The sequence below is a fragment of the Rothia sp. (in: high G+C Gram-positive bacteria) genome, assembly GCF_015265375.1.
In the GTDB taxonomy this organism is placed as follows: Bacteria; Actinomycetota; Actinomycetes; order Actinomycetales; family Micrococcaceae; genus Rothia.
Genome location: NZ_JABZXW010000002.1, coordinates 21,588 through 45,993 on the forward strand (window position 1 = coordinate 21,588; position 24,406 = coordinate 45,993).

25 protein-coding genes are annotated in these 24,406 nt (G+C 57.7%); 5 read left to right on the forward strand and 20 right to left on the reverse strand.

All coding sequences use genetic code 11. The features are described from left to right. The first annotated feature begins 27 nt into the window (after positions 1-27). The gene (locus HXO69_RS00625) at positions 28-810 is read left to right on the forward strand and encodes a phosphatase (RefSeq protein ID WP_296544702.1); all 783 of its coding nucleotides are present in this window, start codon (positions 28-30) and stop codon (positions 808-810) included. A gap of 506 nt (positions 811-1,316) precedes the next feature. Further along, positions 1,317-2,798 (forward strand): sugar transferase, encoded by a 1,482-nt coding sequence (locus HXO69_RS00630; RefSeq protein ID WP_296544704.1) that lies wholly within the window; start codon positions 1,317-1,319, stop codon positions 2,796-2,798. Positions 2,799-3,016: 218 nt separating this feature from the next. On the opposite strand, the gene HXO69_RS00635 is transcribed toward HXO69_RS00630, so the two are convergent. From HXO69_RS00635 to glmS, 3 genes are all read right to left on the reverse strand, one after another. Continuing rightward, on the reverse strand, positions 3,017-4,603 hold the full coding sequence (locus HXO69_RS00635) for a bifunctional ADP-dependent NAD(P)H-hydrate dehydratase/NAD(P)H-hydrate epimerase (protein WP_296544706.1): 1,587 nt from the start codon (positions 4,601-4,603) through the stop codon (positions 3,017-3,019). A gap of 69 nt (positions 4,604-4,672) precedes the next feature. Further along, a complete protein-coding gene (locus tag HXO69_RS00640) occupies positions 4,673-5,113 on the reverse strand; it encodes a holo-ACP synthase (protein ID WP_296544707.1) in 441 nt (146 codons plus the stop codon). A gap of 268 nt (positions 5,114-5,381) precedes the next feature. Continuing rightward, positions 5,382-7,265 (reverse strand): glutamine--fructose-6-phosphate transaminase (isomerizing), encoded by a 1,884-nt coding sequence (gene glmS / locus HXO69_RS00645; RefSeq protein WP_296544709.1) that lies wholly within the window; start codon positions 7,263-7,265, stop codon positions 5,382-5,384. A gap of 184 nt (positions 7,266-7,449) precedes the next feature. Between glmS and coaA the strand changes: the two genes are divergently transcribed. From coaA to mscL, 3 genes are all read left to right on the forward strand, one after another. Then, on the forward strand, positions 7,450-8,406 hold the full coding sequence (coaA, locus tag HXO69_RS00650; RefSeq protein WP_005505041.1) for a type I pantothenate kinase: 957 nt from the start codon (positions 7,450-7,452) through the stop codon (positions 8,404-8,406). Between the two features lie 151 nt (positions 8,407-8,557). Next, the gene (locus tag HXO69_RS00655; RefSeq protein ID WP_296544711.1) at positions 8,558-9,484 is read left to right on the forward strand and encodes a M15 family metallopeptidase; all 927 of its coding nucleotides are present in this window, start codon (positions 8,558-8,560) and stop codon (positions 9,482-9,484) included. A gap of 292 nt (positions 9,485-9,776) precedes the next feature. Beyond that, entirely contained in the window at positions 9,777-10,157 is a 381-nt protein-coding gene (gene mscL / locus HXO69_RS00660; protein WP_296544713.1) for a large conductance mechanosensitive channel protein MscL, read from the forward strand. 163 nt (positions 10,158-10,320) lie between these two features. Here the strand turns inward: mscL and glmM are convergent, their stop codons facing one another. The 17 genes from glmM to rpmD all read right to left on the reverse strand — a co-directional run bounded on the left by glmM (position 10,321) and on the right by rpmD (position 24,406). Beyond that, positions 10,321-11,679 carry a phosphoglucosamine mutase gene (gene glmM / locus HXO69_RS00665; RefSeq protein ID WP_296544714.1) on the reverse strand — a complete coding sequence of 453 codons (1,359 nt, stop codon included), beginning with the start codon at positions 11,677-11,679 and terminating at the stop codon, positions 10,321-10,323. Positions 11,680-11,921: 242 nt separating this feature from the next. Next, on the reverse strand, positions 11,922-12,989 hold the full coding sequence (gene ppk2 / locus HXO69_RS00670) for a polyphosphate kinase 2 (RefSeq protein WP_070541458.1): 1,068 nt from the start codon (positions 12,987-12,989) through the stop codon (positions 11,922-11,924). Positions 12,990-13,169: 180 nt separating this feature from the next. Then, the gene (gene rpsI / locus HXO69_RS00675) at positions 13,170-13,661 is read right to left on the reverse strand and encodes a 30S ribosomal protein S9 (protein WP_070541455.1); all 492 of its coding nucleotides are present in this window, start codon (positions 13,659-13,661) and stop codon (positions 13,170-13,172) included. A 31-nt stretch (positions 13,662-13,692) separates the two neighbouring features. Beyond that, on the reverse strand, positions 13,693-14,136 hold the full coding sequence (gene rplM / locus HXO69_RS00680) for a 50S ribosomal protein L13 (protein ID WP_005505035.1): 444 nt from the start codon (positions 14,134-14,136) through the stop codon (positions 13,693-13,695). A 364-nt stretch (positions 14,137-14,500) separates the two neighbouring features. Further along, the gene (gene truA / locus HXO69_RS00685; RefSeq protein WP_296544717.1) at positions 14,501-15,466 is read right to left on the reverse strand and encodes a tRNA pseudouridine(38-40) synthase TruA; all 966 of its coding nucleotides are present in this window, start codon (positions 15,464-15,466) and stop codon (positions 14,501-14,503) included. A 175-nt stretch (positions 15,467-15,641) separates the two neighbouring features. After that, a complete protein-coding gene (gene rplQ / locus HXO69_RS00690; protein ID WP_005505032.1) occupies positions 15,642-16,295 on the reverse strand; it encodes a 50S ribosomal protein L17 in 654 nt (217 codons plus the stop codon). A gap of 105 nt (positions 16,296-16,400) precedes the next feature. Next, positions 16,401-17,393: a DNA-directed RNA polymerase subunit alpha gene (locus HXO69_RS00695; protein ID WP_005505031.1), complete on the reverse strand. Its 993-nt coding sequence runs from the start codon at positions 17,391-17,393 to the stop codon at positions 16,401-16,403. A gap of 138 nt (positions 17,394-17,531) precedes the next feature. Continuing rightward, positions 17,532-17,939: a 30S ribosomal protein S11 gene (rpsK, locus tag HXO69_RS00700; RefSeq protein ID WP_005505028.1), complete on the reverse strand. Its 408-nt coding sequence runs from the start codon at positions 17,937-17,939 to the stop codon at positions 17,532-17,534. A gap of 68 nt (positions 17,940-18,007) precedes the next feature. Beyond that, positions 18,008-18,376, reverse strand: a complete 369-nt coding sequence (gene rpsM, locus HXO69_RS00705; protein WP_005505026.1) for a 30S ribosomal protein S13 — start codon at positions 18,374-18,376, stop codon at positions 18,008-18,010. 179 nt (positions 18,377-18,555) lie between these two features. Next, entirely contained in the window at positions 18,556-18,669 is a 114-nt protein-coding gene (rpmJ, locus tag HXO69_RS00710; protein WP_004005257.1) for a 50S ribosomal protein L36, read from the reverse strand. A 124-nt stretch (positions 18,670-18,793) separates the two neighbouring features. After that, entirely contained in the window at positions 18,794-19,015 is a 222-nt protein-coding gene (infA, locus tag HXO69_RS00715) for a translation initiation factor IF-1 (RefSeq protein WP_005505018.1), read from the reverse strand. Between the two features lie 287 nt (positions 19,016-19,302). After that, a complete protein-coding gene (rlmN, locus tag HXO69_RS00720) occupies positions 19,303-20,517 on the reverse strand; it encodes a 23S rRNA (adenine(2503)-C(2))-methyltransferase RlmN (protein ID WP_296544718.1) in 1,215 nt (404 codons plus the stop codon). Positions 20,518-20,641: 124 nt separating this feature from the next. After that, positions 20,642-21,481, reverse strand: a complete 840-nt coding sequence (gene map / locus HXO69_RS00725) for a type I methionyl aminopeptidase (protein WP_296544720.1) — start codon at positions 21,479-21,481, stop codon at positions 20,642-20,644. A gap of 120 nt (positions 21,482-21,601) precedes the next feature. Next, on the reverse strand, positions 21,602-22,165 hold the full coding sequence (locus HXO69_RS00730; protein WP_005505015.1) for an adenylate kinase: 564 nt from the start codon (positions 22,163-22,165) through the stop codon (positions 21,602-21,604). After that, a complete protein-coding gene (gene secY, locus HXO69_RS00735) occupies positions 22,162-23,469 on the reverse strand; it encodes a preprotein translocase subunit SecY (RefSeq protein WP_070633781.1) in 1,308 nt (435 codons plus the stop codon). The genes HXO69_RS00730 and secY overlap by 4 nt, the downstream gene beginning before the upstream one ends. 281 nt (positions 23,470-23,750) lie before the next feature. Then, positions 23,751-24,197 carry a 50S ribosomal protein L15 gene (gene rplO / locus HXO69_RS00740; protein WP_005505008.1) on the reverse strand — a complete coding sequence of 149 codons (447 nt, stop codon included), beginning with the start codon at positions 24,195-24,197 and terminating at the stop codon, positions 23,751-23,753. A gap of 2 nt (positions 24,198-24,199) precedes the next feature. Next, on the reverse strand, positions 24,200-24,406 hold the full coding sequence (rpmD, locus tag HXO69_RS00745) for a 50S ribosomal protein L30 (protein ID WP_004005265.1): 207 nt from the start codon (positions 24,404-24,406) through the stop codon (positions 24,200-24,202).

Consider the following 24,406-nt stretch of genomic DNA (forward strand, 5'->3'; position numbering starts at 1 on the left):
TTATTTTTGACGTTGTGAGGAGTTTTAATGTCTTTCTCCATGAGCCGCGATGAGTTCGCCGCATACCTGGATTCGGTGCGTATTACCGGCGAGGTAGCGACCCCGCGCGAGAATAATCTGGACCATATTCAGGGTTTCCTGGATGGCAATGAGCACCTTGAGTTTGGTGTGCAGTGGACCCGCGAGTGGGATTACGATTCGGTGTTTGAGGTAATGGTCTGCCGCGCGGGTCTGAACCCGGACCGTTCGCATACTCACGGTCAGGACACGATTGGTGCCGAGCAGTGCATCAGCGCGTTGGAGGAGTACGCCCGCATTTTCGGTGAGGCGGTACGCGCCGGTTCCCGCATTCTGTTTGCGACCGGCCACCCGGCGGGCCTGTTCCCCATCTACGCGGTGATGGCTGCGGCGGCGAAGGCTGCGGGCGCTGAGGTTCTTCAGATTGAGGAGGGCGAGCGCTTCCTCGACGGTGACGTCCGCCAGATTATGGATGTCGTGATGTTTGAGCAGTACGGCAATCTGCAGCATACGCATTTCCCCGGCCCGATGCGCATCGCTTTGGATCAGCTGGAGGCGCGCGGCGTGACCCCGGATCTGGTGGTTTCGGATCACGGTATGGGTGGTTATGCGGCGTCTACTCGTAAGCTGCTGACGATTGGCATTGCGGATTGTAATGATCCGGGTCTGTTTGTTGCGGCTGAGCAGGGGGACTTGCCGGTGTGCGTGCCGATGGATGATAACGTTCCGCCGCGTCGCTATGAACCTATGATTGATTTCATTTTGGATCGTGCGGGGCTTGAGCGCCCTTAATGTCCCTTTTACGCCGTGTGCGTAGGGCTTGTTATTGAGCCTCCGGGATTTGTCTTTTTATATGCCGGTTATTGTTTTTCTGCAGGTGCGTGAAACATACCGGTAGTTTTGGGAGTTTCTTAGCTCCACTAGGCATTCTTCCCGGAGGCTCTTATTCCCTTCTTTTTCTGTGATTGATTTCATCACACCGGAGCGACTTTGCCTCTTCATTCTTCGAGACGGAAGACCCCCGACCCCGTAGAATAGTTTACGGAACACGTTTATGCGCTCAGCGAGCTCATATAACGCTCCACTAGGCGTCTTACCAGCGCCTTTGCCGTAGTCTCTGCCATTATTCACTCAGCAAGATTAAGGGTTCACTCATTCATCAGGACAAAGACTAGGACACGTCTCCCTTACACCGATAATTAGGGGTAAATGTGCCTATTCGCCGCTCTCAGTCCGCAATACAGGACAAATTTCCGGGGAAGATTACACCGTTGAAAGTACAAGATCGTCTTAAAAAAATGTGGGGTTCAGACTTCGTTATCAGGCGAAGCTGGCATCCCAAGGTTCAGCGTGCCCTTTACTTTGGCGATTTTTTCGCCATTGCTATTGCGGTTGTCGCTGCGCATCTAATTCGCTTCGGGTGGGAAAATGCTGACCTGCCCTATGTGAACGTTTGGCCTATTAATGTTCTCGATGGCCGCGTACCCGCGATGGACTATATCTTCTTGGGTATTGGCCTGACCGTTGGCTGGTGGTTTATTCTCCAGGTGAATGGTTCCCGTAGCCTGCGCATTATGGGTTTCGGTACTGAGGAGTACCGCCTCATTACTCGCGGCAGTACTTATTTCTTCTGTCTGCTGATTATTGTGGCGTTCTTCCTCAAGGTTGACGTCACTCGCATGTACCTGCTGATTGCTTATCCCCTGGGTCTGTTCTTCCTGCTGATGGAGCGTTGGGTTATTCGTCAGGGCCTGGTGCGTTCGCGTACTCGCGGTCGCGCGCTGACTCGCGTCATGATTATTTCTGATGTGACGACCGGTCAGCACCTGTACAAGAATTTGAAGGATGTGGTTGCTTCCGGCCTGTCCCCCGCTGCGTTCTACCTGCCCGGTTTCACTCCTGGCACTACTGTTGCTGGTGCGCCGATTCCCGTGCTTGGTTACAGCACTTCTCCGGCTGACATTATGGAAGCTATCCGCGAGAACGATATTCACATGGTCGCTGTTACTAATGGCCACCACTTGAGCCCGGACCAGGTTCGTCTGCTGGGTTGGAAGCTGGCGGATGCGCATATTTCGCTGATTATGGCTCCGGCTACGACCGATATTGCTGGTCCTCGTATGCACATGCAGCCGCTGAACGGTCTGCCGCTGGTGCACGTGTCGACTCCGCGTATTACCGGTCTGTCTGCGTTCTTCAAGCGCGCTGTGGACGTTGTGTCCTCGGGCCTGGGTTTGATTCTGCTCTCCCCGCTGTTCCTGGTGGTTGCTCTGCTGGTTAAGCGTGATGGCGGCCCGGTCTTCTTCCTGCAGAACCGTGTGGGTCTGAACGGTGAGCTTTTCAAGATGGTGAAGTTCCGTTCGATGCGTACTGATGCTGAAGAGGTTAAGAAGCGCCTCATGGAGCAGAACGAGGGTAACGGCGTGCTCTTCAAGATGAAGGACGACCCGCGTATTACCCCCATTGGTAAGTTCATCCGTAAGTACTCGATTGATGAGCTGCCTCAGCTGTGGAACGTGTTCATTGGCGATATGTCGCTGGTGGGTCCGCGTCCTCCGCTGGTTGAGGAAGTTGAGCAGTACGAGGATATTGCGTACCGCCGCCTTCTGGTGAAGCCGGGTATTACCGGCCTGTGGCAGGTTTCGGGTCGTAGTGATCTTTCGTGGGAAGAGTCGGTTCGTCTGGATCTCTACTATGTTGAGAACTGGTCGCTTACCGGTGACTTCATTATTCTTCTGCGTACTGTCCGTGCGGTTTTCGCTAAGGAAGGCGCGTACTAAGAAGGATTGTGGGAGTTTCTCCCACCGATGCATATGCCGGTTTTTAGTGATGCTGTCCCGGCACAGGCAGCTCGGCATCGTGCATTGATATAAACGCGTTGAAGGGGCGTGAATCCATTTCGGTGGATTCACGCCCCTTCTACATACCCAGGGTGTCTGGTCTGCTCTTGGCTTCGTCTTGAGACGAGTGTCAGAGGGTTAGGGGGTGTTCCGCTCCCCTATTCGGCGATGAGCCGGGCGATGACTTCGGGGAGCATCTCTGCGACGCGGGTTGCGGGCGCCGGGCCGGGCAGTGCGTCTTTGACGCTTCCGGTGGCGCTGGCACGTGCGGCTTCGCCGTGCAGGTAGACTGCGAGCGCACCGATGGAGGCGAAGGTGCAGCCTTCCAGCGCTTCTCCGCGGGCATCGAAGGCGGCTACGGTCTGTGCGAGCAGGGCACCGTAGATGCCGGTGAGGGTGTCTCCGCTGCCTGCGGTGGCGAGCCAGGGGCTTCCTCCGGCAACACTGTAGGTAGCGCCGTTGGGTGCTGCAATGAGCGTGTAGCCGCCCTTGAGCATGACGGTGGCGCCGGAGAGTTCGGAGGCGGCACGCACCCAACGGAAGGGCTCTGCGTCGATGTCCTTGCGGCTGGGTACGATGGCGTCGCCCAGGTGCTTTGTCCAGACTTCGGGGGCGAGCTCGTGCACGATGCGCAGGAAACGTTCGAGCTCTGCCGCGTGCGGGGTGAGAATCTTGTGGGAGCCGAGCTGCTTACCGGTTGCCATGTATTCTGCCGCCAAGTCGCAGGCGCCCGCGTCGAGGATGGCGGGTTCGGGTGAGTGGAGCAGGTAGCGATTCTTATCCAGTGAGTCGTGGCTGGATCCGGAGCCGCCCGCCCAGACGGTGACCCTCTGCAGGGCGGGTGCGCCGCTGAAGTAGACGGTTTCGGGGTTGTGGGCGATCATGAGCTGGCGCAGCTCGTGGGAGTTGGCGTTGAATCGGACCATGCCCACGCCGGTGTTGAGAGCGGCACGCACGCTCATGAGGGCTGCGCCGGGGTATTCGAGGCTTCCGGTGAGCATGCCGAGTACGCCGCGGGTGTACTTGTGGGAGTGTTCGTCGGGTACTTCGATGAGCTCGCGGTAGTCTTCGCGCTCGAGGACGCGCAGGGCGGGCTTGTGGGCGTTGAGGGCTTCGGGTACGCCCAGGTCGTAGAGCTTGATATCTCCGGCGTGCACGCTGTGGCTGGTTCCTGCCGGTAGCTTGTGACCGATGAAGGTGACGGTGCGGTCGGCGCGCAGGGAGGGTTCGTGCACGGTTCCGCGGTTGTTGTCGACTCCGGAGGGGGTGTCTACGGCGAGGACTGCGCCGAGCTTGCCGTCGAGCTGCGCTGCACGGAGTACGCCCAGGTATTCGCCGGCGCTACCGCGTACGGCGCCGCTTGCTCCGGTACCGAGGATTCCGTCGAGTACGAGGTCGTAGCTCTTCAGGTGTTCCTGTGCTTTGGCAGGGTCGAGCACGCGGGTGCCTTCGCCACCTTCGCGGGCGATGAGTTCGAGGTTCTTTTCACTGGGGTCGAAGATGATGGCGTCAACGCGGTGGCCCTTGACGCTAAGACGGGCGCCGGCGTAGATGGTGTCTGCGCCGTTGTTGCCCGGACCGATGAGCAACAGGATTTTGGCGTTGTCCTTGCCGCGGAGCAGGTCCTGCGCTTCGGCTGCGACGGCGTCTGCGGCGCGTTGCATGAGGTAGCCGTCGTAGTCGGCGGCTTCGATGTAGGGCTTTTCTGCTTCGCGTACCTGGGAAGCAGTGTAGATGAGCTTCATTGCTGTCTCCTTGGGTGGCACCGTGCGGGCCTTAGGGGTCACCTGGTGTGGTGTTGGTGTGGCTCTGCGTTAGTCCTCGTCAGTGCCGTCACCGGCGATAACGCTGAGTCGGTAGCTTTCGGGGTTGAACTTTTGCAGGTGCGCCAGTTCTGCGTCGCTGAGGTATTCGGCGGTTGCGATGGCGATGGCCATGGGTTCGTCGTGGGTCAGCGAGAGGTGGATGCGGTTGATACCGAGTTCTTTGGCTCGGCGGGCGATGGTGCCCTGAATGATGAGGTAGGGCTGGCCGCTTTCGGCGGTGGCTACTTCGCAGTCTTGCCAGTTGAGTCCTGCGGGTGCTCCGAGTACTTTTGCGACGGCTTCTTTGGCGGCAAATCGTACGGCTTGGGAGCGCACGTTTCGGGTGCGTTCGTTGGGGGTAAAGACACGGCGGACGAAGGCGGGTGTTTCGGTCACGATTCGTTCGAATCGTTCGATGTTGACGGTATCTACGCCGATTCCCATGATCATGAGCTTCACCTTCTGCGGTAGGGTGGTGGCCGCGTCCTGTTTGCGGTTTCTCTTGTTTTAAGTCTAGCGAGATTCGTTTCTTTTCGGTGGTTTACCGTCAAATATGACGCCCGGTTGATGCCCGTTTCACAGCGTCTATTTTTGTTGGACCATCCATGAATAACCGAGTTGGTTAAACGACAAGGGCGGTGGTCGAGTTCTCTAAGAACTCAACCACCGCCCTTTCGTTATCGCTGAGGCGATTTCCGAGGAGGTTACTTCAGAAGGATTATTCCACGGTCACGGACTTTGCGAGGTTACGCGGCTGGTCAACGTCCAGGCCCTTAGCTTCTGCCAGTGCGCATGCGAAGATCTGCAGGGGCACGGTTGCCAGCAAGGGCTGCAGCAGCGAGGGGCATGCCGGGACGGTGATGAGGCGGTCTGCGTAGGGCTTGACTGCCTCGTCGCCTTCCTCGGCGATGACGATGGTGAAGGCGCCGCGTGCGCGCACTTCCTGGATGTTGGAGACGACCTTGCCGTGCAGGGAGTCGCGACCGTTTGCGGAGGGAACCACTACGATGACCGGCTGGCCTTCATCGATCAGTGCGATGGGGCCGTGCTTGAGCTCGCCTGCTGCGAAGCCTTCAGCGTGGATGTAGGTGATTTCCTTGAGCTTGAGCGCGCCTTCCATTGCGACGGGGAAGCCCACGTGGCGGCCGAGGAAGATCACGGAGGAGGCATCCTTCATTTCGACGCCCAGTTCCTTGACCTGGGTGTCGTTGTCGATGACCTTCTGGATCTTTGCGGGCATGTTCTGCAGCTCGGCGAGGATCGAAGCGATTTCGTCCTTGTACTTGTTGCCGCGCAGCTGTGCCAGGTACAGGCCGAGCAGGTATGCTGCGGTGATCTGTGCCAGGAATGCCTTGGTGGATGCCACTGCGATTTCGGGGCCTGCGTGGGTGTACAGCGCAGCGTCGGATTCGCGGGGCAGAGTCGAGCCGTGGGTGTTGCAGATGGAAATAACCTTTGCGCCCTGTTCGCGTGCGTGGCGCACTGCCATCAGGGTGTCCATGGTTTCACCGGACTGCGAGAGTGCCACGATGAGGGTCTTCTCGTTCACGATGGGGTCGCGGTAGCGGAACTCGTGTGCGAGTTCGACCTCGGTGGGGATGCGGCACCAGTGCTCGATGGCGTAGCGTGCCACCTGGCCTGCGTATGCTGCGGTACCACATGCAACGACGATGATCTTGTCGATCGAGCGCAGCACCGAGTCGTCGATGTTCAGCTCGTCGAGGGTCAGGTTGCCGTTCTCGTCGAGGCGGCCCATAAGGGTCTGCTCAACGGCTGCGGGCTGCTCGTGGATTTCCTTTTCCATGAAGGAGTTGTAGCCGCCCTTTTCGGCTGCTGCTGCGTCCCATTCGATGTGGAAGGGCTTGCCCTCTGCGGGGTTGCCTTCGAAGTCGATGATGGAGTAGTCGGTGCCGGTGATGGTCACGATCTGGTCCTGACCCATTTCGACGGCTTCCTTGGTGTGATCAATGAACGCGGAGACGTCCGAGCCGAGGAAGTTCTCGTTCTCGCCCAGGCCGATGACCAGCGGGGAGTTGCGGCGGGTTGCCACAACGCGGTCCGGGTGGTCGGCGTGGATTGCCAGGATGGTGAAAGCACCTTCCAGGCGGTTGGACGCGATGCGTACTGCCTCGGTGAGGTCACCGGTACCGAGCTTGTTGTAGATGCTTGCGATGGTCGCTGCAGCTACCTCGGTGTCGGTCTGAGATGCGAACTCTACGCCTTCGGCGAGCAGTTCAGCGCGCAGTTCTGCGAAGTTTTCGATAATACCGTTGTGAACGACGGCGAGGCGGCCGTTGTCGACAACGTGGGGGTGAGCATTGTTGTCAGTGGGTCCACCGTGGGTTGCCCAACGGGTGTGACCGATACCAATCTGGGAGTCCGGCAGGGGGTGTTCCTTGACCTCGTTCTCAAGGTTCAGGAGCTTGCCTGCCTTCTTACGGAATACGATGCCGTCGGGGCTTACAACTGCCACGCCAGCAGAGTCATAGCCGCGGTATTCCTGGCGGCGCAGACCTTCGAGGACCACATCGTATGCGTTGTGATCAAACTTGTTACCGTCCGGAGCAGTGTCCAGACCTACATATCCTACGATTCCACACATGCTATAAGTTTATCCCACAAGTATCCGAATATGCGCACGGTGAAATGCCGTTATACGTCACGTTTATTGTGGCTTTCCTAGCTTTTTCGGGTTTTACCCTTTTCTTTCCATAAATTTATTTCTTCGGACAAACCGTGAGGATAGGTATTTTCCCCGCGGGCTGAAAGTTCGTACACTTAGATAAATGAGCACCGCACCGTATTTTTCTGGCGATGACCGTTTCATGCATCTTGACCGTTCCCGTTGGTCGCACCTAGCCGATGAGATTTCTGTCCCCCTCAGCGCTGAGGAGATTGAGTCTCTTCGAGGTCTGGGTGAAACTGTCGACCTTGAGGAGGTGCAGCGTATTTATCTACCTGTTTCTCGTCTTCTGAATCTGTATGTGACTGCTGCGTCTTCGCTGAACCATATGACGAATGATTTTCTGCATGTGTCTCAGCGCCGCGTGCCGTTCATTATTGGTGTGGCGGGTTCTGTTGCGGTGGGTAAGTCGACGACGGCTCGTATTTTGCAGGCTCTTTTGAGTCGTTGGCCTTCTACTCCGAAGGTACAGCTGGTGACTACGGATGGTTTCCTATACCCGAATGCGGAGTTGCAGCGTCGCGGCATTATGCATCGTAAGGGTTTTCCTGAGTCGTATGATCGCCGCGCTCTATTGAATTTTGTGTCTCAGGTGAAGTCTGGCGCTGAGCGTGTGGTTGCGCCTAAGTATTCGCACCTGTATTACGACATCATGCCGGATGAGCATATTGAGGTCACGGCACCGGATGTTCTGATTCTTGAGGGCTTGAATGTTTTGGCGCCTTCTCAGGCTGAGGGTCCGGAGACTTCCGATCTGACGCTGAGTGATTTCTTTGATTTCTCTATTTATGTGGATGCCCGCACTGAGGATATTGAGCGCTGGTATGTGAATCGTTTCTTGACGCTGCGTTCTTCGGCTTTTGCGAATCCGGAGTCGTATTTCAAGCGTTATGCGGAGCTGAGCGATGAGCAGGCGGTTGAGGTAGCGACCGGCATTTGGAAGAGCGTGAATGAGCCTAATCTGGTGCAGAATGTTTTGCCGACTCGTGCTCGTGCGCATTTAATTCTGCAGAAGGGTGCCGAGCATACCGTGGAGCAGGTTCTTCTGCGTAAGAACTAGAGGTTCTTTAGGTTTTTAGTGTTCGTGTGCGGCTTTTAGCCGGTATTGTGGTGCATTCTAGTAGAAGGCGCCGGAGGCTCCACTCCCTCGCTGGGTGGGTTTAGGCTTCCGGCGCTTTTTGTTTGCATCTACGCCATGATGAGGAGTTATTGTGTTGTCTCTGCACCGTACGTCTACCGCTCAGGAGTCTCTTAATGGTTCTGCGGTAAACCGCCGCACCCTCTTGGGTGCCGCTTTGGGGGTTGGCGGTACCGCACTATTGGCGGCTTGTGGTTCGCAGGGTGGCTCGCAGGGTCAGGGTGCCGCCTCGTCATCTTCTGCAGCGAGCGCTTCTGCCTCTGAGTCTGCGACGGCTTCGGCGGCTTCTTCTAGTGTCTCTTCCACTGCGGCAGCCTCTTCTGCCGCGCCCTCCCCTGTTGCTTCTGCAACCGGTGCTTCTGCCAGCGCTTCGACTTCTGCGAGCGTGTCTTCTTCCCCGTTGGCGCTTGCTCAGCCGAGTGTTGAGTCTCAGCCGGATTCTTTGCGTTGCCTCGTGAATAAGATGCGTCCCTTTGCGCAGCAGGATTGGGAGCCGAATGACCTGGTGGAGTTCTACGGTCATCAATTGCGCGCTGAGGCGGCTAAGGCAGCGGATACGATGATTGATGCGGCTGCTACTGATGGCGTGACTCTGCTTGTTTCTAGCGCGTATCGTTCGTATGCGGTGCAGCAGCAGACCTATCAGTATTGGGTTTCGGTGAACGGTCAACAGGTGGCGGACCAGTTATCGGCTCGTCCCGGCTATTCGGAGCATCAGACGGGCTTGGCGATTGATTTTGCTTCTCCTGAGGGTTGCCGTTTGGAGGAGTGTTATCGCGATACGCTGGCTGGTCAGTGGTTGGCGAAGAACGCTCCGCGTTACGGATATATTTTGCGCTTCCCTGATGGTCGTCAATCGGTGACCGGTTATCGTTTTGAGCCGTGGCATTACCGCTATGTGGGTGTGCAGATTGCTCAGGAGTATGTGTCTTCGGGCGCGAAGACTTTTGAGGAGTTTATCGGTACGGGTGCGGCACCCGATTATGCAAGTGCGAACTAGGCTCTGAGCTAAGTTTTTGGCTTTGTCCGGTGCGTCGAGTGGTGATGCGTGTCGTATTTCTGGCTTCCATGTCGGAATTAAATAGGCACAGTAGATGCATATTTTTTCGCGTACAAGTCCTGTAAATCCGCGGTTTTTCGCAGGTTTCAGAGATTTTTACTCACCTTTATGTGACCTAGACCTTAAGTATTGGGTGCCACAGAACCACTGTGAATAAAAACACATGCTTTACAGCGAAAATTTTCTCAGAATATGGCATTTTGAACACCTAAAAGGCGCTATTCTATATCTCATGCTTAAGGGTTTTAAAGATTTTCTGATTCGCGGTAACGTCATCGACCTCGCAGTTGGTCTGATCATGGGTACCGCCTTCACCGCTGTGGTGAACGCACTTGTCCAGTCCGTCCTGATGCCCGCTATCTCGATGCTGGTTAAGTCCCCCAACTTCGATGAGTTCCTGGTCTTCGGCCAGATCAAGGTTGGCGTGTTCCTGACCGCTGTTGTCAACTTCATCCTGATTGCAGTTGCTGTGTACTTCGCAGTTGTTGTCCCCACTCAGAAGCTGACTGAAATCGCACTGGCTAAGAAGAAGGCTGAAGACGAGGCTGTTGAAAAGGAAGAGACCGAGATTGCACTCCTCAAGGAGATCCGCGACGCTCTGGCAAAGAAGTAATTTCTCTGCTCTCTACCACTAAGTTTCAAACCCCCGTATCCCCTGTGGATGCGGGGGTTTTCCGCATCCTCTTTCCCCTGCGCCCAATCAAGATAACGAAGAAGGGCTGGGAAGATGTTACCTTCCCAGCCCTTTCTCGATCCTCCGCTAAGGAAGAATACGTTTAGAGTGCCAGTTCCTTAGCCACAACGTCAGCCAGCTGCTGAGCAACCTCATCAGCCTGCTCCTGAGTTGCAGCTTCAACCATCACACGCACCAGAGGCTCGGTGCCGGATGCACGCAGTAGCACGCGGCCGCTCTCACCCAGTACGCCCTCAGCCTCGCTCACAGCGGTAGCGAGCGCCTCATTGGTCTTCACAGCCGCACGGTCAACACCCTTGACATTGATCAGACGCTGCGGGGTGGGCTGCATACGGGATGCCAGATTCGAGAGGGTCTGGCCGCTTCGTGCAACCTCTGCAGCCAGCTGGATGCCGGTCAGAACGCCGTCACCGGTGGTTGCGTAGTCGCTCATGATAACGTGGCCGGACTGCTCACCGCCGAGGTTGTAGCCGTGCTCGCGCATAGACTCGAGGACGTAGCGGTCGCCCACAGCGGTGCGGCCGAGGGTAATGCCGTGCTCGCGCAGGTACAGCTCCAGGCCCAGGCTGCTCATCACGGTTGCGACGAGGGTGTCCTTTGCGAGCTTACCTTCGCGCTTAGCGGCAACAGCAAGGATAGCCATGATCTGGTCGCCGTCTACCAAGTTGCCCTTTTCGTCAACTGCCTGGCAACGGTCGGAGTCGCCGTCGTGGGCGATGCCGAGGTCCGCGCCGTGCTCAACGACTGCTGCCTGCAGCTTCTCGGGGTGGGTGGAGCCCACACCGTCGTTGATGTTGGTGCCATTGGGCTCTACAGCCAGTGCGATGACCTCTGCACCCAGTGCCTCGAAGGTTGCCGGGGATGCCGCGTAGGCCGCACCGTTTGCGCAGTCCAGAACAATCTTCATGCCAGCAAGGGGCTTGCCTTCGGGCAGGGTGGAGACCAGGTGCTTCACGTAAGCCTCGGTACCGTTCTCCAGGGGCTTGACGGTACCCACAGCACCACCGGTCGGGTAGCGGAAGGACTTCTCGCGGTAAACGCGCTCAATGGCGTCCTCAACGGAGTCTTCCAGCTTCTGGCCGCCTCGGGCCAGGAACTTAATGCCGTTGTCCGCTGCGGGGTTGTGCGATGCAGAAATCATCACGCCGAAGTCAGCACCGGTGTGTGCCACCAGGTAAGCTGCTGCGGGGGTGGGGACAATGCCGGCGTCCAGCACGTCAACACCTGCGCTAGCGAAGCCAGCCTTCATCGCAGAGACAATAAAGTCTGCAGAGGATCGGGAGTCATTTGCGATCACGGCACGGGGGCGTACACCCTCTTCTACCGTGTCAAAGCCCAGCACAATAGAGGCCGCCTGCGCGAGCTCCATAGCCAGGGCGGGAGTAATTACATCGTTTGCCAGACCGCGTACGCCGTCGGTTCCAAAAAGTCGTTCAGTCACCCTTTTATTTTACGATGCGCATAACTCTCCTCAGGCGTATACACCGTATTTTCTTCAGAATCAGAAAGTGATTTTCAGCGGCTACATATCTGCTTCATAGCTAATGTTTCTGTAGACGCGCAAAGGTGCCTGCTCTCAGTTCCCAGAGAGGGAAAAGAGAGGCAGACACCTTCACAGGGCAAGCTGTTTAGCGGTTATACCGCCGCAAGGTTGAGTTATTACTCTCCCTTATCTCTCAACGCTTACTTGACGACGGGGAAGCCGTCGGGGGAGTCACCGGACTCGTCCTCGAAGACGTGTGATGCGGAGCGAACGATCAGCGAGTCGAGCTCGCCCACGACTGCCTCATCCTTGGAGGGGTAGTCGAACTGGGAGAGCACGTAACGCATTGCTTCCAGACGTGCGCGCTTCTTGTCGTTGGACTTGATAACGGTCCAGGGAGCGTCACCGGTGTGGGTGTAGAAGAACATTGCTTCCTTTGCCGCGGTGTAGTCGTCCCACTTATCCAGGGATGCCAGGTCGGTGGGAGAAAGCTTCCACTGGCGAACCGGGTCGGTACGGCGGGAGGTGAAGCGTGCGAGCTGCTCTTCGCGGGTGACGGAGAACCAGAACTTGATGATGTGGATACCGGAGTTCACCAGCATGCGCTCCAGGTCCGGAACTTCGCGCATGAACTCGAAGTACTGTGCCTGGGTGCAGTAGCCCATAACGCGCTCAACGCCGGCACGGTTGTACCAGGAGCGGTCCATCAGGACGATTTCGCCGCCGGAGGGCAGGTGCTTGATGTAACGCTGGAAGTACCACTGGGTCTGTTCGATGTCGGTCGGCTTCTCCAGTGCCACAACGCGAGCGCCACGGGGGTTCAGGTGCTCGGTGAAGCGCTTGATGGAGCCACCCTTACCTGCTGCGTCACGGCCCTCAAAGATGATGAGAATCTTCTGACCGGTGGACTTAGCCCAGAGCTGCAACTTCAGCAGCTCAATCTGCAGGGCACGCTTTTCCTTCTCGTATGCCTTACGGCTGAGCTTGGTGTCGTAGGGGTAACCCTTCTTCCATGCCTGCGAGGTTTCGTCGTCCTTCTTGTCCTTGCCGAGGGCGCGGGTGAGGGAAGCCATTTCGTCCAGCTCTGCCGAGTAGTCTTCGACAACGGAGGTGCGGCGTGCCTGGGGCTTCAGGGCTTCCTTGATGGCTTGTTTCTTCTCAGAACCGGTGTGTGCGTGTGCGCCTTCAGCGGCGTGCTGGTGGGCTTCAGCCTGAGGAGCCTCCACTGCCTTCTCTTCGGGCTGGGTGGAGGGATTCTGCTCTGCCATGAGTACTCTTTTCTTCCTGTCTGCTTTGACTCTTTAACTCTACCGGTGTGCTCTTCGATGAACAAACGTAACAGTTATATGCACCCTATAACCTTGTAACGCTCACGGTGAGTAGATACGCAAAACGCCCCGAATCTCCCGAAGGAGAAGCGGGGCGTAACGCTTCGTGAAAACCAGCGATTAACGCTTGGAGAACTGCGAAGCCTTGCGTGCCTTCTTAAGACCAGCCTTCTTACGCTCGATGACGCGTGCGTCACGGGTCAGGTAGCCAGCCTTCTTCAGTGCGGGGCGGTTGTTCTCGCGGTCGATCTCGTTCAGTGCACGAGCGATACCCAGGCGCAGAGCACCTGCCTGACCGGAGGGGCCACCACCGTTGATGCGTGCGATGACGTCGTATGCGCCCTCAAGCTCCAGGAGCTTGAAAGGCTGGTTGACGTCCTGCTGGTGCAGCTTGTTGGGGAAGTAGTCTTCCAGGCTACGACCGTTGATGGTCCAGTTGCCGGAACCGGGCACAACGCGAACGCGTGCCACTGCTTCCTTGCGGCGACCAACTGCTGCGCCTGCAACAGTCAGGGCCGGGCGTGCTGCCTTAGCCGCTGCGGGAGCAGCGGACTCCGAGGTGTAGCTGGTCAGCTCTTCCTCGACTACGATCAGCTCTTCGTTCTGAGCCACGATTTCTCCTATTGTTTCTCGTAGGCCCGAATTACTGGGCGACCTGGTTGAATTCGTAGGTCTTGGGCTGCTGTGCCGCGTGCGGGTGCTCGGGGCCAGCGTAGACCTTCAGCTTCTTGAGCTGCTGTGCAGCAAGCTTGTTCTTGGGCAGCATGCCCTTGACAGCCTTCTCAACCGCGCGAACGGGGTTGGTCTCAAGCAGCTCTGCGTAGTTCACGGACTTCAGACCGCCGGGGTAACCCGAGTGGCGGTATGCACGCTTCTGCTCGAGCTTTGCACCGGTCAGGGCGACCTTCTCAGCGTTCACGATGATAACAAAGTCACCGGTGTCAACGTGGGGAGCAAAAGTCGGCTTGTGCTTACCGCGCAGCAGGATAGCGGTCTGGCTTGCGAGGCGGCCGAGAACAACGTCGGTGGCGTCAATGACGTGCCACTGGCGCTCGACTTCGCCGGGCTTGGGAGTATAAGTGCGCAAAATATTGGCCTTTGTCTCGAAATGTACATACGGCGCTTAGTTGGGTATCGCGCCTTTTACTTACGTGCATGACGAACACCCGGGTGAGGACCGAGCTGCCGCCCGTTCTGCCCGTACTCTAGACCGCCTTAACGTCCTGCAACTAGACAGCGATTTAGAGCGCGCTCGGGTAGAACACGCACAACATATCAAGACTATACAGGACGTCGAGTGCTTAATCCACCGCCAAAGCCTTAAAAATAGGGCTTTTTTGTCTTAAACACATTTTAAATTCCATCCGTGTAATTCACCCGGGGTAGTTGCGCTCCCCCGCGACGCTTCACGGCGCATGAGCAACGTGACGGGGCTCAATATATACAGGGCGTTAAGCGCTCTGCGCTTCGTGGTCCTCGCGCTTTGCTCGAGCACGTTCCGCCTGCTCTCCATACAACTCCGGGGCAGGGTAGTAAATCTCAGCTAGTGCCAGAGCATGCGGAGGCGCAAGAGTCAGCGAAGCTTCGCGTCCCGGGTTCTCGATCCGCTCACGCAACCAGGCCGCGTCACGTTTACCCGTGCCGTAGAGCACCAACGCACCCACAAGTGAACGCACCATGTGATGACAGAAGGCATCAGCCACCACACGCACCTCAATAAGGCCACTTTCAGCACGAGTGAAGCTAAGCTCTCGCAGCTCACGAATCGTGGTCGCGCCTTCACGCGGCTTGCAGAAGGAGAGAAAATCACGCAGGCCGAGTAGCTGCTGCGCCGACTGGTTAAGATCAGCACAATCCAGGTGCTCAGGTACCGCCCAGGTGTAGGTACGGTGCAGAGGATTAAGACCGTCCGCCGCGCCATCTGCAATGCGATATACGTAGCGGCGACCGGTAGCCGAGAAGCGCGCATCAAATTCAAAAGAAACTTCGCTCACGCGGTGAATCTGAATAGCACCCTGCAGAATACCGCGAACGTTCTTCGGCAAGTTCAACTGCTCTTCCGCATCGTAAAGACAACGCTGAAGAGCACCGGTGAGGCGGCGGCCCAGGGCAGCCGTCGGGTCGTCCTCCCCCGTTCGACCTTGCAGGCGAGTCCAATCCTCATCGTTCAAATCGCAATGCAGGGTCTGGGCTTCCGCATGCACACCGGCATCGGTTCGGCCCGCGACCACCACGCGGTGAGGCGCCCGCAAAATCAGTTCAAGGGCGTTCTCAATGACCCCCTGCACGGTAACCAGGTTCGGTTGGGCAGCCCACCCGCTAAAAAGAGAACCGTCGTAGGCACAATCAATTCGCACGCGGTGCGTAGCAGTGAAGGGCTGTTCTTCACGGTTCTCTAAAGCAGTAGCGTTATGCATTGGTGTGCCTTTCAGCGGTAAAGGACGGTTGAAGAATACGGGCCGGCTCTTGTATTAGCGAATACGCAAAGAACCGTCTCCTTGTTAAGTATGCAGATACACCAATCCGCCGCCCACAGCAGTGGACGGCGGATTGACATATTTTAGGCTTAGCCTAAATCAGCTGGGATCCGTATTACTCGGAAACCTTCTGTGCTGCTGCGCCACCTGCGGGGGCGTAACCTGCAGCCTCTGCCGACTCAGCGGAGTCGAACCAGATTTCAGCCTTGGTGCTGGAGTACCAGCGGGAACCGGGCACGTGGTACTTCATGGAATCGGCGTTACCCTTAACCTCGAAGCCCTCGGGAGCCTCGCCGGACTCCAGGGGTGCGTGGGAACCTGCCGGCAGGCCCTCAGCTGCTTCAGCCTTGGGAGCCTCAGCTGCCTTCTCAGCAACCTTGGTTGCCTCAGCAACTGCACCCTTGGTTGCAACGGGCTCCATGACGAGCTCGATGACTGCCATGGGAGCGTTGTCACCCTTACGGTTACCGATCTTGATGATGCGGGTGTAACCACCGGGGCGCTCTGCCATTGCCGGAGCAATAACGGTGAAGAGCTCGTGCACGACGGACTTGTCGGTGATGGAACGCAGCACGCGACGGCGAGCAGCCAGGTCGCCCTTCTTACCGAAGGTGATGAAGCGCTCTGCCACCGGACGCAGGCGCTTTGCCTTGGTCAGGGTGGTGGTGATGCGCTTGTGCTGGAACAGCTGCGCCGACAGGTTGTTGAGCATGTGGCGCTCGTGGGTCGGGGAACCGCCGAGGCGGGGACCCTTAGTGGGAGTAGGCATAGTTAAATCTCCATAGTTGCGTTCCCTAACGCCCCAGCAGCGGAGCCTCTTAGGGAATCAAGTTTGACTGATCCCGGTGGAACCGGGTGAACTATTCGGTCGAAATTATTCGCCGGAACCGTCTTCGTCATCAAGCGGGCGTGCAGCAGGCTCGAAACCGGGAGGGGAGTCCTTCAAAGCCAGGCCGAGCTCGATGAGCTTTGCCTTGACCTCGTCAATGGACTTAGCACCGAAGTTACGGATGTCCATCAGGTCAGCTTCACTGCGGGTCACGAGCTCACCCACGGTGTGGATGCCCTCGCGCTTGAGGCAGTTGTAGGAGCGGACGGACATGTTCAGGTCCTCGATCGGCAGTGCCAAATCAGCGGCCATGGACTCGTCGGCGGGCGACGGGCCAACTTCGATACCCTCAGCTGCAATGTTCAGCTCACGTGCCAGGCCGAAGAGCTCGACCAGGGTGCTGCCTGCAGAAGCAACGGCGTCACGCGGTGCGATGGCTTCCTTGGTTTCGACGTCCAGGGTCAGGCTGTCGAAGTCGGTGCGCTGCTCAACACGGGTCGCGTTCACGCTGAAGGTAACCTTCAGAACCGGGGAGTAGATGGAGTCAACCGGGATACGGCCAATCTCGCCATCGCCGACCTTGTTCTGAGCTGCAGTCACGTAGCCGCGACCGCGCTCGATAACCAGCTCAGCGTTGAAGTTTGCCGAGGCGTTCAGGGTTGCCAGGTGCAGTTCCGGGTTGTGGATCTCCACGCCAGCGGGAACCTCGATGTCGCCTGCGGTCAGTTCACCTTCGCCCTGCTTGCGCAGGTAGGCCACGACGGGCTCGTCGTTCTCAGAAGAGATGGAGAGCTTCTTGATGTTCAAGATGATCTCAGTGACGTCCTCGGTCACGCCGGGAACGGTGCTGAACTCGTGCAGTACGCCATCAATGCGGACGCTGGTAACAGCGGCGCCGGGGATGGAGGACAGCAGAGTACGGCGGAGGGAGTTACCCATGGTGTAGCCGAAACCGGGCTCCAGAGGCTCGATGGTGAAGCGCGAGCGGTTGGGCGCTACGACCTCTTCAGTCAGAGTGGGGCGCTGTGCAATAAGCACTTTGTTTCCTTTCGGTGAGCTCCGCTATATGAGCCCACAGGTTGGGGAAAACATATCTTAGGAAGCAGACGGGTGTCTGTACTCTCCGGGTACAGCTCCGTGGAGCGTACCCGTCGAGGGATTAGGTCAGGGACCTAATTAGACGCGGCGGCGCTTCGGGGGACGGCAACCGTTGTGTGCAACGGGGGTAACGTCCTGGATCGAACCGACCTCGAGGCCTGCAGCCTGCAGGGAGCGGATTGCGGTTTCGCGACCGGAACCGGGGCCCTTGACGAACACGTCAACCTTGCGGACGCCGTGCTCCTTGGCGCGGTTTGCAGCAGCCTCAGCAGCCAGCTGTGCGGCGTAGGGGGTGGACTTACGGGAGCCCTTGAAGCCCATGTCGCCAGCGGAGGACCAGGAGATCACTGCACCGGTGGGATCGGTGATGGAGACGATGGTGTTGTTGAAGGTCGACTTGATGTGAGCCTGACCAGCAACGATGTTCTTGCTAACCTTGCGGCGGTTGGTCTTACGAGCTGCCGCAGCGCGAGTCTTGGGAGGCATTTTTGATTCTCCTACAAAGGTTTTCTAATACGTTGGTCGGATAGAGATATCCAACAGAGCAACGTTGCTTACTTCTTCTTACCTGCGACGGTACGCTTCGGGCCCTTGCGGGTACGTGCGTTAGTCTTGGTGCGCTGACCGTGAACCGGCAGGCCGCGGCGGTGGCGCAGGCCCTGGTAGGAACCGATTTCAACCTTACGGCGGATGTCAGCTGCAACCTCGCGGCGAAGATCACCTTCAACCTTGTAGTTGCCTTCGATGAAGTCACGAAGTGCCACGAGCTCCTGGTCGGTCAGGTCCTTGACGCGGGTGTCAGGGTTGACGCCGGTAGCAGCGAGGGTTTCGTGTGCACGGGTCTTGCCCACGCCGTAGATGTAAGTGAGAGCAACTTCCACGCGCTTTTCGCGGGGAATATCAACTCCAGCGAGACGTGCCATACTGGCTTCTCCTTGTTGTTTTCCAGAGGTCTATAGCATCACTGCCCGGGTTGTTCTGACCCGGTCCCCGGCCTCTGAGTCCGGAGGTATCCGAAGGCGCCTCGTTGGCGTTGCTTCGGAGCGGTGCCTATGACAATTCCGCCCTCTTACAGGGCGGCTATGAAGTCAGCTGCTAGGGATTAGCCCTGGCGCTGCTTGTGGCGCGGGTTTTCGCAGATCACCATGACCACACCGTGACGGCGGATCACCTTGCACTTATCGCAGATCGGCTTAACGCTCGGCTTGACCTTCATCGCATTCCTTTTGATTGCAACTTGATTACTGGCGAGATAAGAGGTTCCCTCACTTACGTTGGGGAACTGCGTTATCCCTTTGAACACGATTTAAACGCCGCCAGAGGCGACGTTTATCTCGGGTTTACTTGTAACGGTAGACGATACGACCTCGGGAAAGGTCGTAGGGGCTCAGTTCCACTACTACTCGGTCCTCAGGCAGGATGCGAATGTAGTGCTGACGCATCTTGCCCGAGATGTGTGCGAGAACCTTGTGGCCGTTATCCAGCTCAACACGGAACATCGCGTTGGGCAGAGCTTCAACCACAGAGCCTTCAATCTCGATGACGCCGTCTTTCTTAGCCATATCCTCCGCTAACGTCGGTGCCCGTCGCAGGTGCGGCGGGCAAATGTATCTTCTGCTTGTGAGCTCACCGCGGTGAGGCGCTAGGGCGTTTTAAGGCGCACTTAACACTGGCACAAACAACCAACTGTTAACTCTACGGCAAAGACCGTGGAAAAACAACCGTGATTTTTATGACATCAGGCACTTAAGGTTTAAAAGGAAGAAGCCCCTCCCCCACGCTCCAGGAAGTCTTAAGGACTTCCCTCCCGTAGGAAAGGGGCACCGTTTACCGGTCACAGCTCAACTGCTTAATCTTCCTTAGCAGCCAGCTGACCGCATGCTCCATCAATATCGGAACCGCGAGTATCACGAATAGTCGTCGGGATACCGTGGGCACGCAGACGCTCCACAAAGTTCTGCTCAACGCCCTTACGGGATGCCGTCCACTTCGAACCCGGGGTCGGGTTCAGCGGAATCGGGTTCACGTGCACCCAACCACGGCCGCGCTGCGCCAGCTTCTTACCGAGCAGATCCGCACGCCAGCCCTGATCGTTAATATCGCGAATCAGCGCGTACTCAATGGAGACGCGGCGGCCGGTCGTACGGTAGTAGTCGTACGCAGCGTCCAGAGTCTCGTCAACCTTCCAACGCTGGTTAATCGGGATTAGCTCATCACGCAGCTCATCATCCGGAGCGTGCAGAGACAGCGCCAAAGTAATGGGCAGCTTCTCCAGCTCAAACTTACGAATGCCGGGCACCAGACCCACGGTCGACATGGTCAGACCACGAGCAGAAATACCGAGGCCCTCGGGCGAAGGGTCAATCAGGCGGTGCACAGCACCCATGGTTGCCTTGTAGTTAGCGAGCGCCTCACCCATACCCATGAAGACAATGTTGGAAACACGCAGCGGACGAGTATCCTCAGAACCGCCTTCTGCTTCTTCCAGGCCCTTCATCTGCTTCAGGTAGCGGGCACCGGCAATGACCTGCTCCACAATTTCTGCAGTGGACAGGTTACGGGTCAAACCCTGCTGACCGGTTGCACAGAAGGGGCAGTTCATACCGCAGCCAGCCTGCGAAGAGATGCACATGGTCACACGGTTGTCATAGCGCATGATGACGGACTCGATGAGCGCACCGTCAAAGAGGCGGTGCACAACCTTCAGGGTGTCGCCACCGTCAGCTTCCAGGGTACGGACCGGGGTCAGAAGCTGCGGCATCGCCTGGGCAACCATCTGCTCGCGGTCCTTAGCCGGCAGGTCAGTCATCTCTGCGGGGTCAGTGACCAGACGCTCAAAATAGTGCTTGGACAGCTGGGACGCACGGAACGACTGGTAGCCCAGTTCCTTCAGAAATTCGCGGCGGCCAGCCATATCGAAGTCAGCGATGTGCTTGGGCGGCTTCGCACGGCGCGGTGCTTTCAGGGCAATCTGGCCGGGTGCGGGGCGAACGTTCGAGATTTCAACCGGCACCTTGGTCGCAGCGGGCGCGGATGCCTCGCTGCTGTTGAGAGTTTCGCTCATGGAGCTTCTTCCTTGTGATGTGGATGCTTTCGGATGCGCTATCACGCACCAGACCGGATTCGCCGGTTTCTTCGGGTGGAGGTGGGGCAGCTAAAGGTGGGTTCCCCTCCCCCAGTGGTGGGACTTAGGCGGGGATCGGAACCGGGGTTACGCCGAAGCGAGCAAGTTCGCTTGCGCCGCCATCTTCTGCGGTCAGGACCCAGATGCCTTCGCTGTGCACAGCAACGGAGTGCTCCCACTGGCATGCATCGGAGCCGTCAACGGTCACAACGGTCCAGTCGTCAGAGAGTACCTTGGTCTCGATGGAACCGGTGACGAGCATCGGTTCGATGGCGAAAGCCATGCCGGGCTTGATCTTCGGGCCCATGTCACGCACTGCATAGTTCAGTACGTCCGGTGCCATGTGCATCTGGGAGCCGATACCGTGACCCACGTAGTCTTCAATGATGCCGTACTTATCGCCGTATTCTTCGGTCACGTATGCTTCAATGGCAAGACCAATTTCGCCGACCTTCTTTGCGGTTGCCAGAGCGGCAATGCCGTGCCACATCGCCTCGCGGGTGACGGCGGAGAGCTCCGCGCGGGCTTCGCTTATGTTGTCACCAACCAGTACGGTGCGCGCCGAGTCACCGTGCCACTGGCGGTTGGTAGCGGGGTCGATGACGTATGCGCCACCGTCGATGGAGAGAATATCGCCGTCCTTGAGCACGTAGTCGCCGGGGATGCCGTGAACAACCTCGTGGTTGACGGATGTGCATACGGTCGCCGGGTAGTCGTAGTAGCCGTAGAAGTTGGAGGTGCCACCCAGCTCCAGCATGGTGCGTTCAAAGGCGGCGTTCACCTCTGCGGTGGTTACGCCGGGGCGGGCTGCCGCCACTGCCGCATCGAGTGCACGGCTGGTAATGACGCCTGCACGAGCCATCTGCTGAAGCTGTGCGTTGGTTTTGATTTCGACTCGTGCCATTCTGACTCCTTAGGTATGTGGGGCGGTACGCCCAAGCTTAGAACTCTACAGACAGCACTGTACCCCCGCAAGTCTTTGTGATGCATCATGCATCCCAAATTGCGGGGGTACAGCAGAAGATTACTTCAGAGCGTCGAGGATGCGCTCGGTGACTTCAGCAATCTCGCCGAGGCCGTTAACTTCCTTGACGATGCCGCGTTCGCGGTAGATTGCGATCAGCGGTGCGGTCTCTTCTTCGTAGACCTTCAGGCGGTGACGGATGACCTCTTCGTTGTCATCGGTGCGACCCTGCTCTGCTGCGCGGTTGAGCAGACGCTCGACGAGTTCGTCGTTGTCTGCAACCAGCAGGAGAACGCGGTCGATCTTCTCGCCCTTGGCTTCGAGGATGGAGTCCAGCTCGTGCACCTGGGAGGTGTTGCGGGGGTAGCCGTCGAGCAGGAAGCCGTTGACGACGTCGCTTTCCTCCAGGCGTGCGCGCACCATGTTGTTGGTGACGGAGTCGGGAACCAGGTTGCCGGAGTCGATGTACGACTTCGCTTCCTTGCCCAGCTCGGTCTCTTCCTTGATGTTCTTGCGGAAGATATCACCGGTGGAAATCGCGGGAATCTTCAGCGCTTCAGCAATCTTGACGGCCTGGGTGCCCTTACCTGCACCGGGAGGGCCGACGATGAGCAGACGGTTCATCGGAGCAGTCCTTCGTAGTTTCGTTGTTGGAGCTGAGCGTTGATCTGCTTGAGAGTATCAAGACCAACACCCACCACGATCAGCAGCGAGGCGCCGCCGAACGGGAAATTCTGGTTTGCGTTGAATAGGATAAGCGCTACCAGGGGAATCATGGAAATTACACCCAGGTAAAGTGCGCCAGGCAACGTAATTCGGTTGAGTACGTAGCTGAGGTAACGCTCGGTGGGCTTGCCGGCACGAATACCGGGGATGAAGCCACCGTACTTCTTCATATTGTCCGCTACTTCCACCGGGTCGAAGGTGACCGCCACGTAGAAGTAGGCGAAGCCAATAATCATGAAGAAGTAGAGAGCAATGTACAGCGGGTGGTCGCCACGCACCAGGTATGCGTTGATCCAGTTAACCCAGTCCGGCGGGGTGGAGCCGTTGGTGGGGGTGTTGAACTGGGCAATCAGACCGGGCAGGGTCAGCAGAGAGGAGGCGAAGATCAGCGGGATCACGCCGGCCATGTTGACCTTCAGCGGGATGTAGGTGCTGGTGCCGCCAATGGTGCGTCGACCAATCATGCGCTTTGCGTACTGCACGGGAATACGGCGAACGGACTGTTCCACGTAAACCACGGCAAGCATGACCAGCAGGCCAATACCGCAGACAGCCGCGAAGATACCCCAACCGTGGGTGCGCTGGATGGAGCCCAGAGCGCTCGGGAAGGAGGAAGCGATGGAGGTGAAGATCAGCAGGGACATGCCGTTGCCGACGCCACGCTCGGTAATCTGCTCGCCCATCCACATGATGACGGTGGTACCCGCACACAGGGTGACGATAATCAGCAGGATGTGCAGTACGTCGTCCTGGGGGATGATGCCGGGGCAGTTACCCAGCAGAACGCCGGAGCGTGCCATCGAGACGATGGTGGTTGCGTTCAGCAGGGCAAGGGCGATGGTCAGGTAACGGGTGTACTGGGTGAGCTTTGCCTGACCCTGCGCGCCTTCATCGTGCAGTTCCTGGAAGCGCGGGATAACCACGCGCAACAGCTGGATGATAATGGACGCGGTAATGTACGGCATCACGCCGAGGGCAAAGATCGAAAGCTGCAACAGTGCGCCACCACTGAAGAGGTTGACGATATCGTAGACGCCACCGCTCGTAACATTGGCGTTCAGACACTGCTGTACATTTCCGTAGGAAACGCCTGGCGCGGGGATGAAAGTGCCCACGCGGTACAGCACAATCATTGCCAGGGTAAACAGCAGCTTACGCCGCAAATCGGCGGTCTTGACGACTCGCCCGAATGCGCTCAGCACATGTCCTCCTGTAAGTCTATGGGGCGCCCAACCCTCTCAAAGAGTTTTAGGGCGCAGTAAACACATCTTCCAGTCTATCGTGTTTGGAGCGAGTAACGATAACTCCCTAGCAGATTATGTAGCTTTTATATTCTCTTAGCGTGATTTTTGAACACCAAATGTGGCGTACACCAAGCGTTCAAATATACGAATACAGGAATATGACCCTGTTGTGAATCTTTTCAGGCAGCAAAAAGCCCCCGCCGTACAGCGTACGAACGGGGGCTTTCTCGTCTTGAAGACTACTTAACGGTTACAGAACCGCCAGCGGCCTCGATCTTCTCGATAGCGGAAGCCGATGCCTTGTCGACAACAACGTTCACCTTGACGGAGATTTCGCCGTTGCCCAGAACCTTCACGAGCTCGTTCTTACGAACGGCACCCTTAGCAACCAGTGCCTCGACGGTAACGTCGCCACCGTTGGGGAACAGTTCCTGGATGCGGTCCAGGTTAACAACCTGGTACTCGGTGCGGAAGGGGTTCTTGAAGCCGCGCAGCTTCGGCAGGCGCATGTGCAGCGGCAGCTGGCCGCCTTCGAAGCCTGCACGAACCTGGTAACGTGCCTTGGTACCCTTGGTACCGCGACCTGCGGTCTTACCCTTGGAGCCTTCACCGCGGCCAACGCGGGTCTTTGCCTTGTGGGCACCCGGTGCCGGGCGCAGATCGTGAATCTTGATAGCTTCTGCCATCTTTACTTGACCTCCTCAACCTTCACCAGGTGAGCAACGGTGTTAACCATGCCAACGGTGACGGGGTCAGCAGTGCGGACTACCTTGTTGCCGGGGCGCTTGAGGCCCAGGGAACGCAGGGTGTCGCGCATGTTCTGCTTCTGACCAACATAGGACTTGACCTGGGTGATTTCCAGCTTTGCGTCGCTGGGCTGAATACGCTTGGCCAT

What these genes read in the sequence shown, in the direction of transcription:
- HXO69_RS00625 (WP_296544702.1), top strand. Translation starts at nt 28, where the DNA reads ATGTCTTTCTCCATGAGCCGCGATGAGTTCGCCGCATACCTGGATTCG.
- HXO69_RS00630 (WP_296544704.1), top strand. Translation starts at nt 1,317, where the DNA reads ATGTGGGGTTCAGACTTCGTTATCAGGCGAAGCTGGCATCCCAAGGTT.
- HXO69_RS00635 (WP_296544706.1), bottom strand. Translation starts at nt 4,603, where the DNA reads ATGAAGCTCATCTACACTGCTTCCCAGGTACGCGAAGCAGAAAAGCCC.
- HXO69_RS00640 (WP_296544707.1), bottom strand. Translation starts at nt 5,113, where the DNA reads ATGATCATGGGAATCGGCGTAGATACCGTCAACATCGAACGATTCGAA.
- glmS (WP_296544709.1), bottom strand. Translation starts at nt 7,265, where the DNA reads ATGTGTGGAATCGTAGGATATGTAGGTCTGGACACTGCTCCGGACGGT.
- coaA (WP_005505041.1), top strand. Translation starts at nt 7,450, where the DNA reads ATGAGCACCGCACCGTATTTTTCTGGCGATGACCGTTTCATGCATCTT.
- mscL (WP_296544713.1), top strand. Translation starts at nt 9,777, where the DNA reads ATGCTTAAGGGTTTTAAAGATTTTCTGATTCGCGGTAACGTCATCGAC.
- ppk2 (WP_070541458.1), bottom strand. Translation starts at nt 12,989, where the DNA reads ATGGCAGAGCAGAATCCCTCCACCCAGCCCGAAGAGAAGGCAGTGGAG.
- truA (WP_296544717.1), bottom strand. Translation starts at nt 15,466, where the DNA reads ATGCATAACGCTACTGCTTTAGAGAACCGTGAAGAACAGCCCTTCACT.
- rplQ (WP_005505032.1), bottom strand. Translation starts at nt 16,295, where the DNA reads ATGCCTACTCCCACTAAGGGTCCCCGCCTCGGCGGTTCCCCGACCCAC.
- rpsK (WP_005505028.1), bottom strand. Translation starts at nt 17,939, where the DNA reads ATGCCTCCCAAGACTCGCGCTGCGGCAGCTCGTAAGACCAACCGCCGC.
- rpsM (WP_005505026.1), bottom strand. Translation starts at nt 18,376, where the DNA reads ATGGCACGTCTCGCTGGAGTTGATATTCCCCGCGAAAAGCGCGTGGAA.
- rpmJ (WP_004005257.1), bottom strand. Translation starts at nt 18,669, where the DNA reads ATGAAGGTCAAGCCGAGCGTTAAGCCGATCTGCGATAAGTGCAAGGTG.
- infA (WP_005505018.1), bottom strand. Translation starts at nt 19,015, where the DNA reads ATGGCTAAGAAAGACGGCGTCATCGAGATTGAAGGCTCTGTGGTTGAA.
- rlmN (WP_296544718.1), bottom strand. Translation starts at nt 20,517, where the DNA reads ATGAGCGAAACTCTCAACAGCAGCGAGGCATCCGCGCCCGCTGCGACC.
- map (WP_296544720.1), bottom strand. Translation starts at nt 21,481, where the DNA reads ATGGCACGAGTCGAAATCAAAACCAACGCACAGCTTCAGCAGATGGCT.
- HXO69_RS00730 (WP_005505015.1), bottom strand. Translation starts at nt 22,165, where the DNA reads ATGAACCGTCTGCTCATCGTCGGCCCTCCCGGTGCAGGTAAGGGCACC.
- rplO (WP_005505008.1), bottom strand. Translation starts at nt 24,197, where the DNA reads ATGGCAGAAGCTATCAAGATTCACGATCTGCGCCCGGCACCGGGTGCC.
- rpmD (WP_004005265.1), bottom strand. Translation starts at nt 24,406, where the DNA reads ATGGCCAAGCGTATTCAGCCCAGCGACGCAAAGCTGGAAATCACCCAG.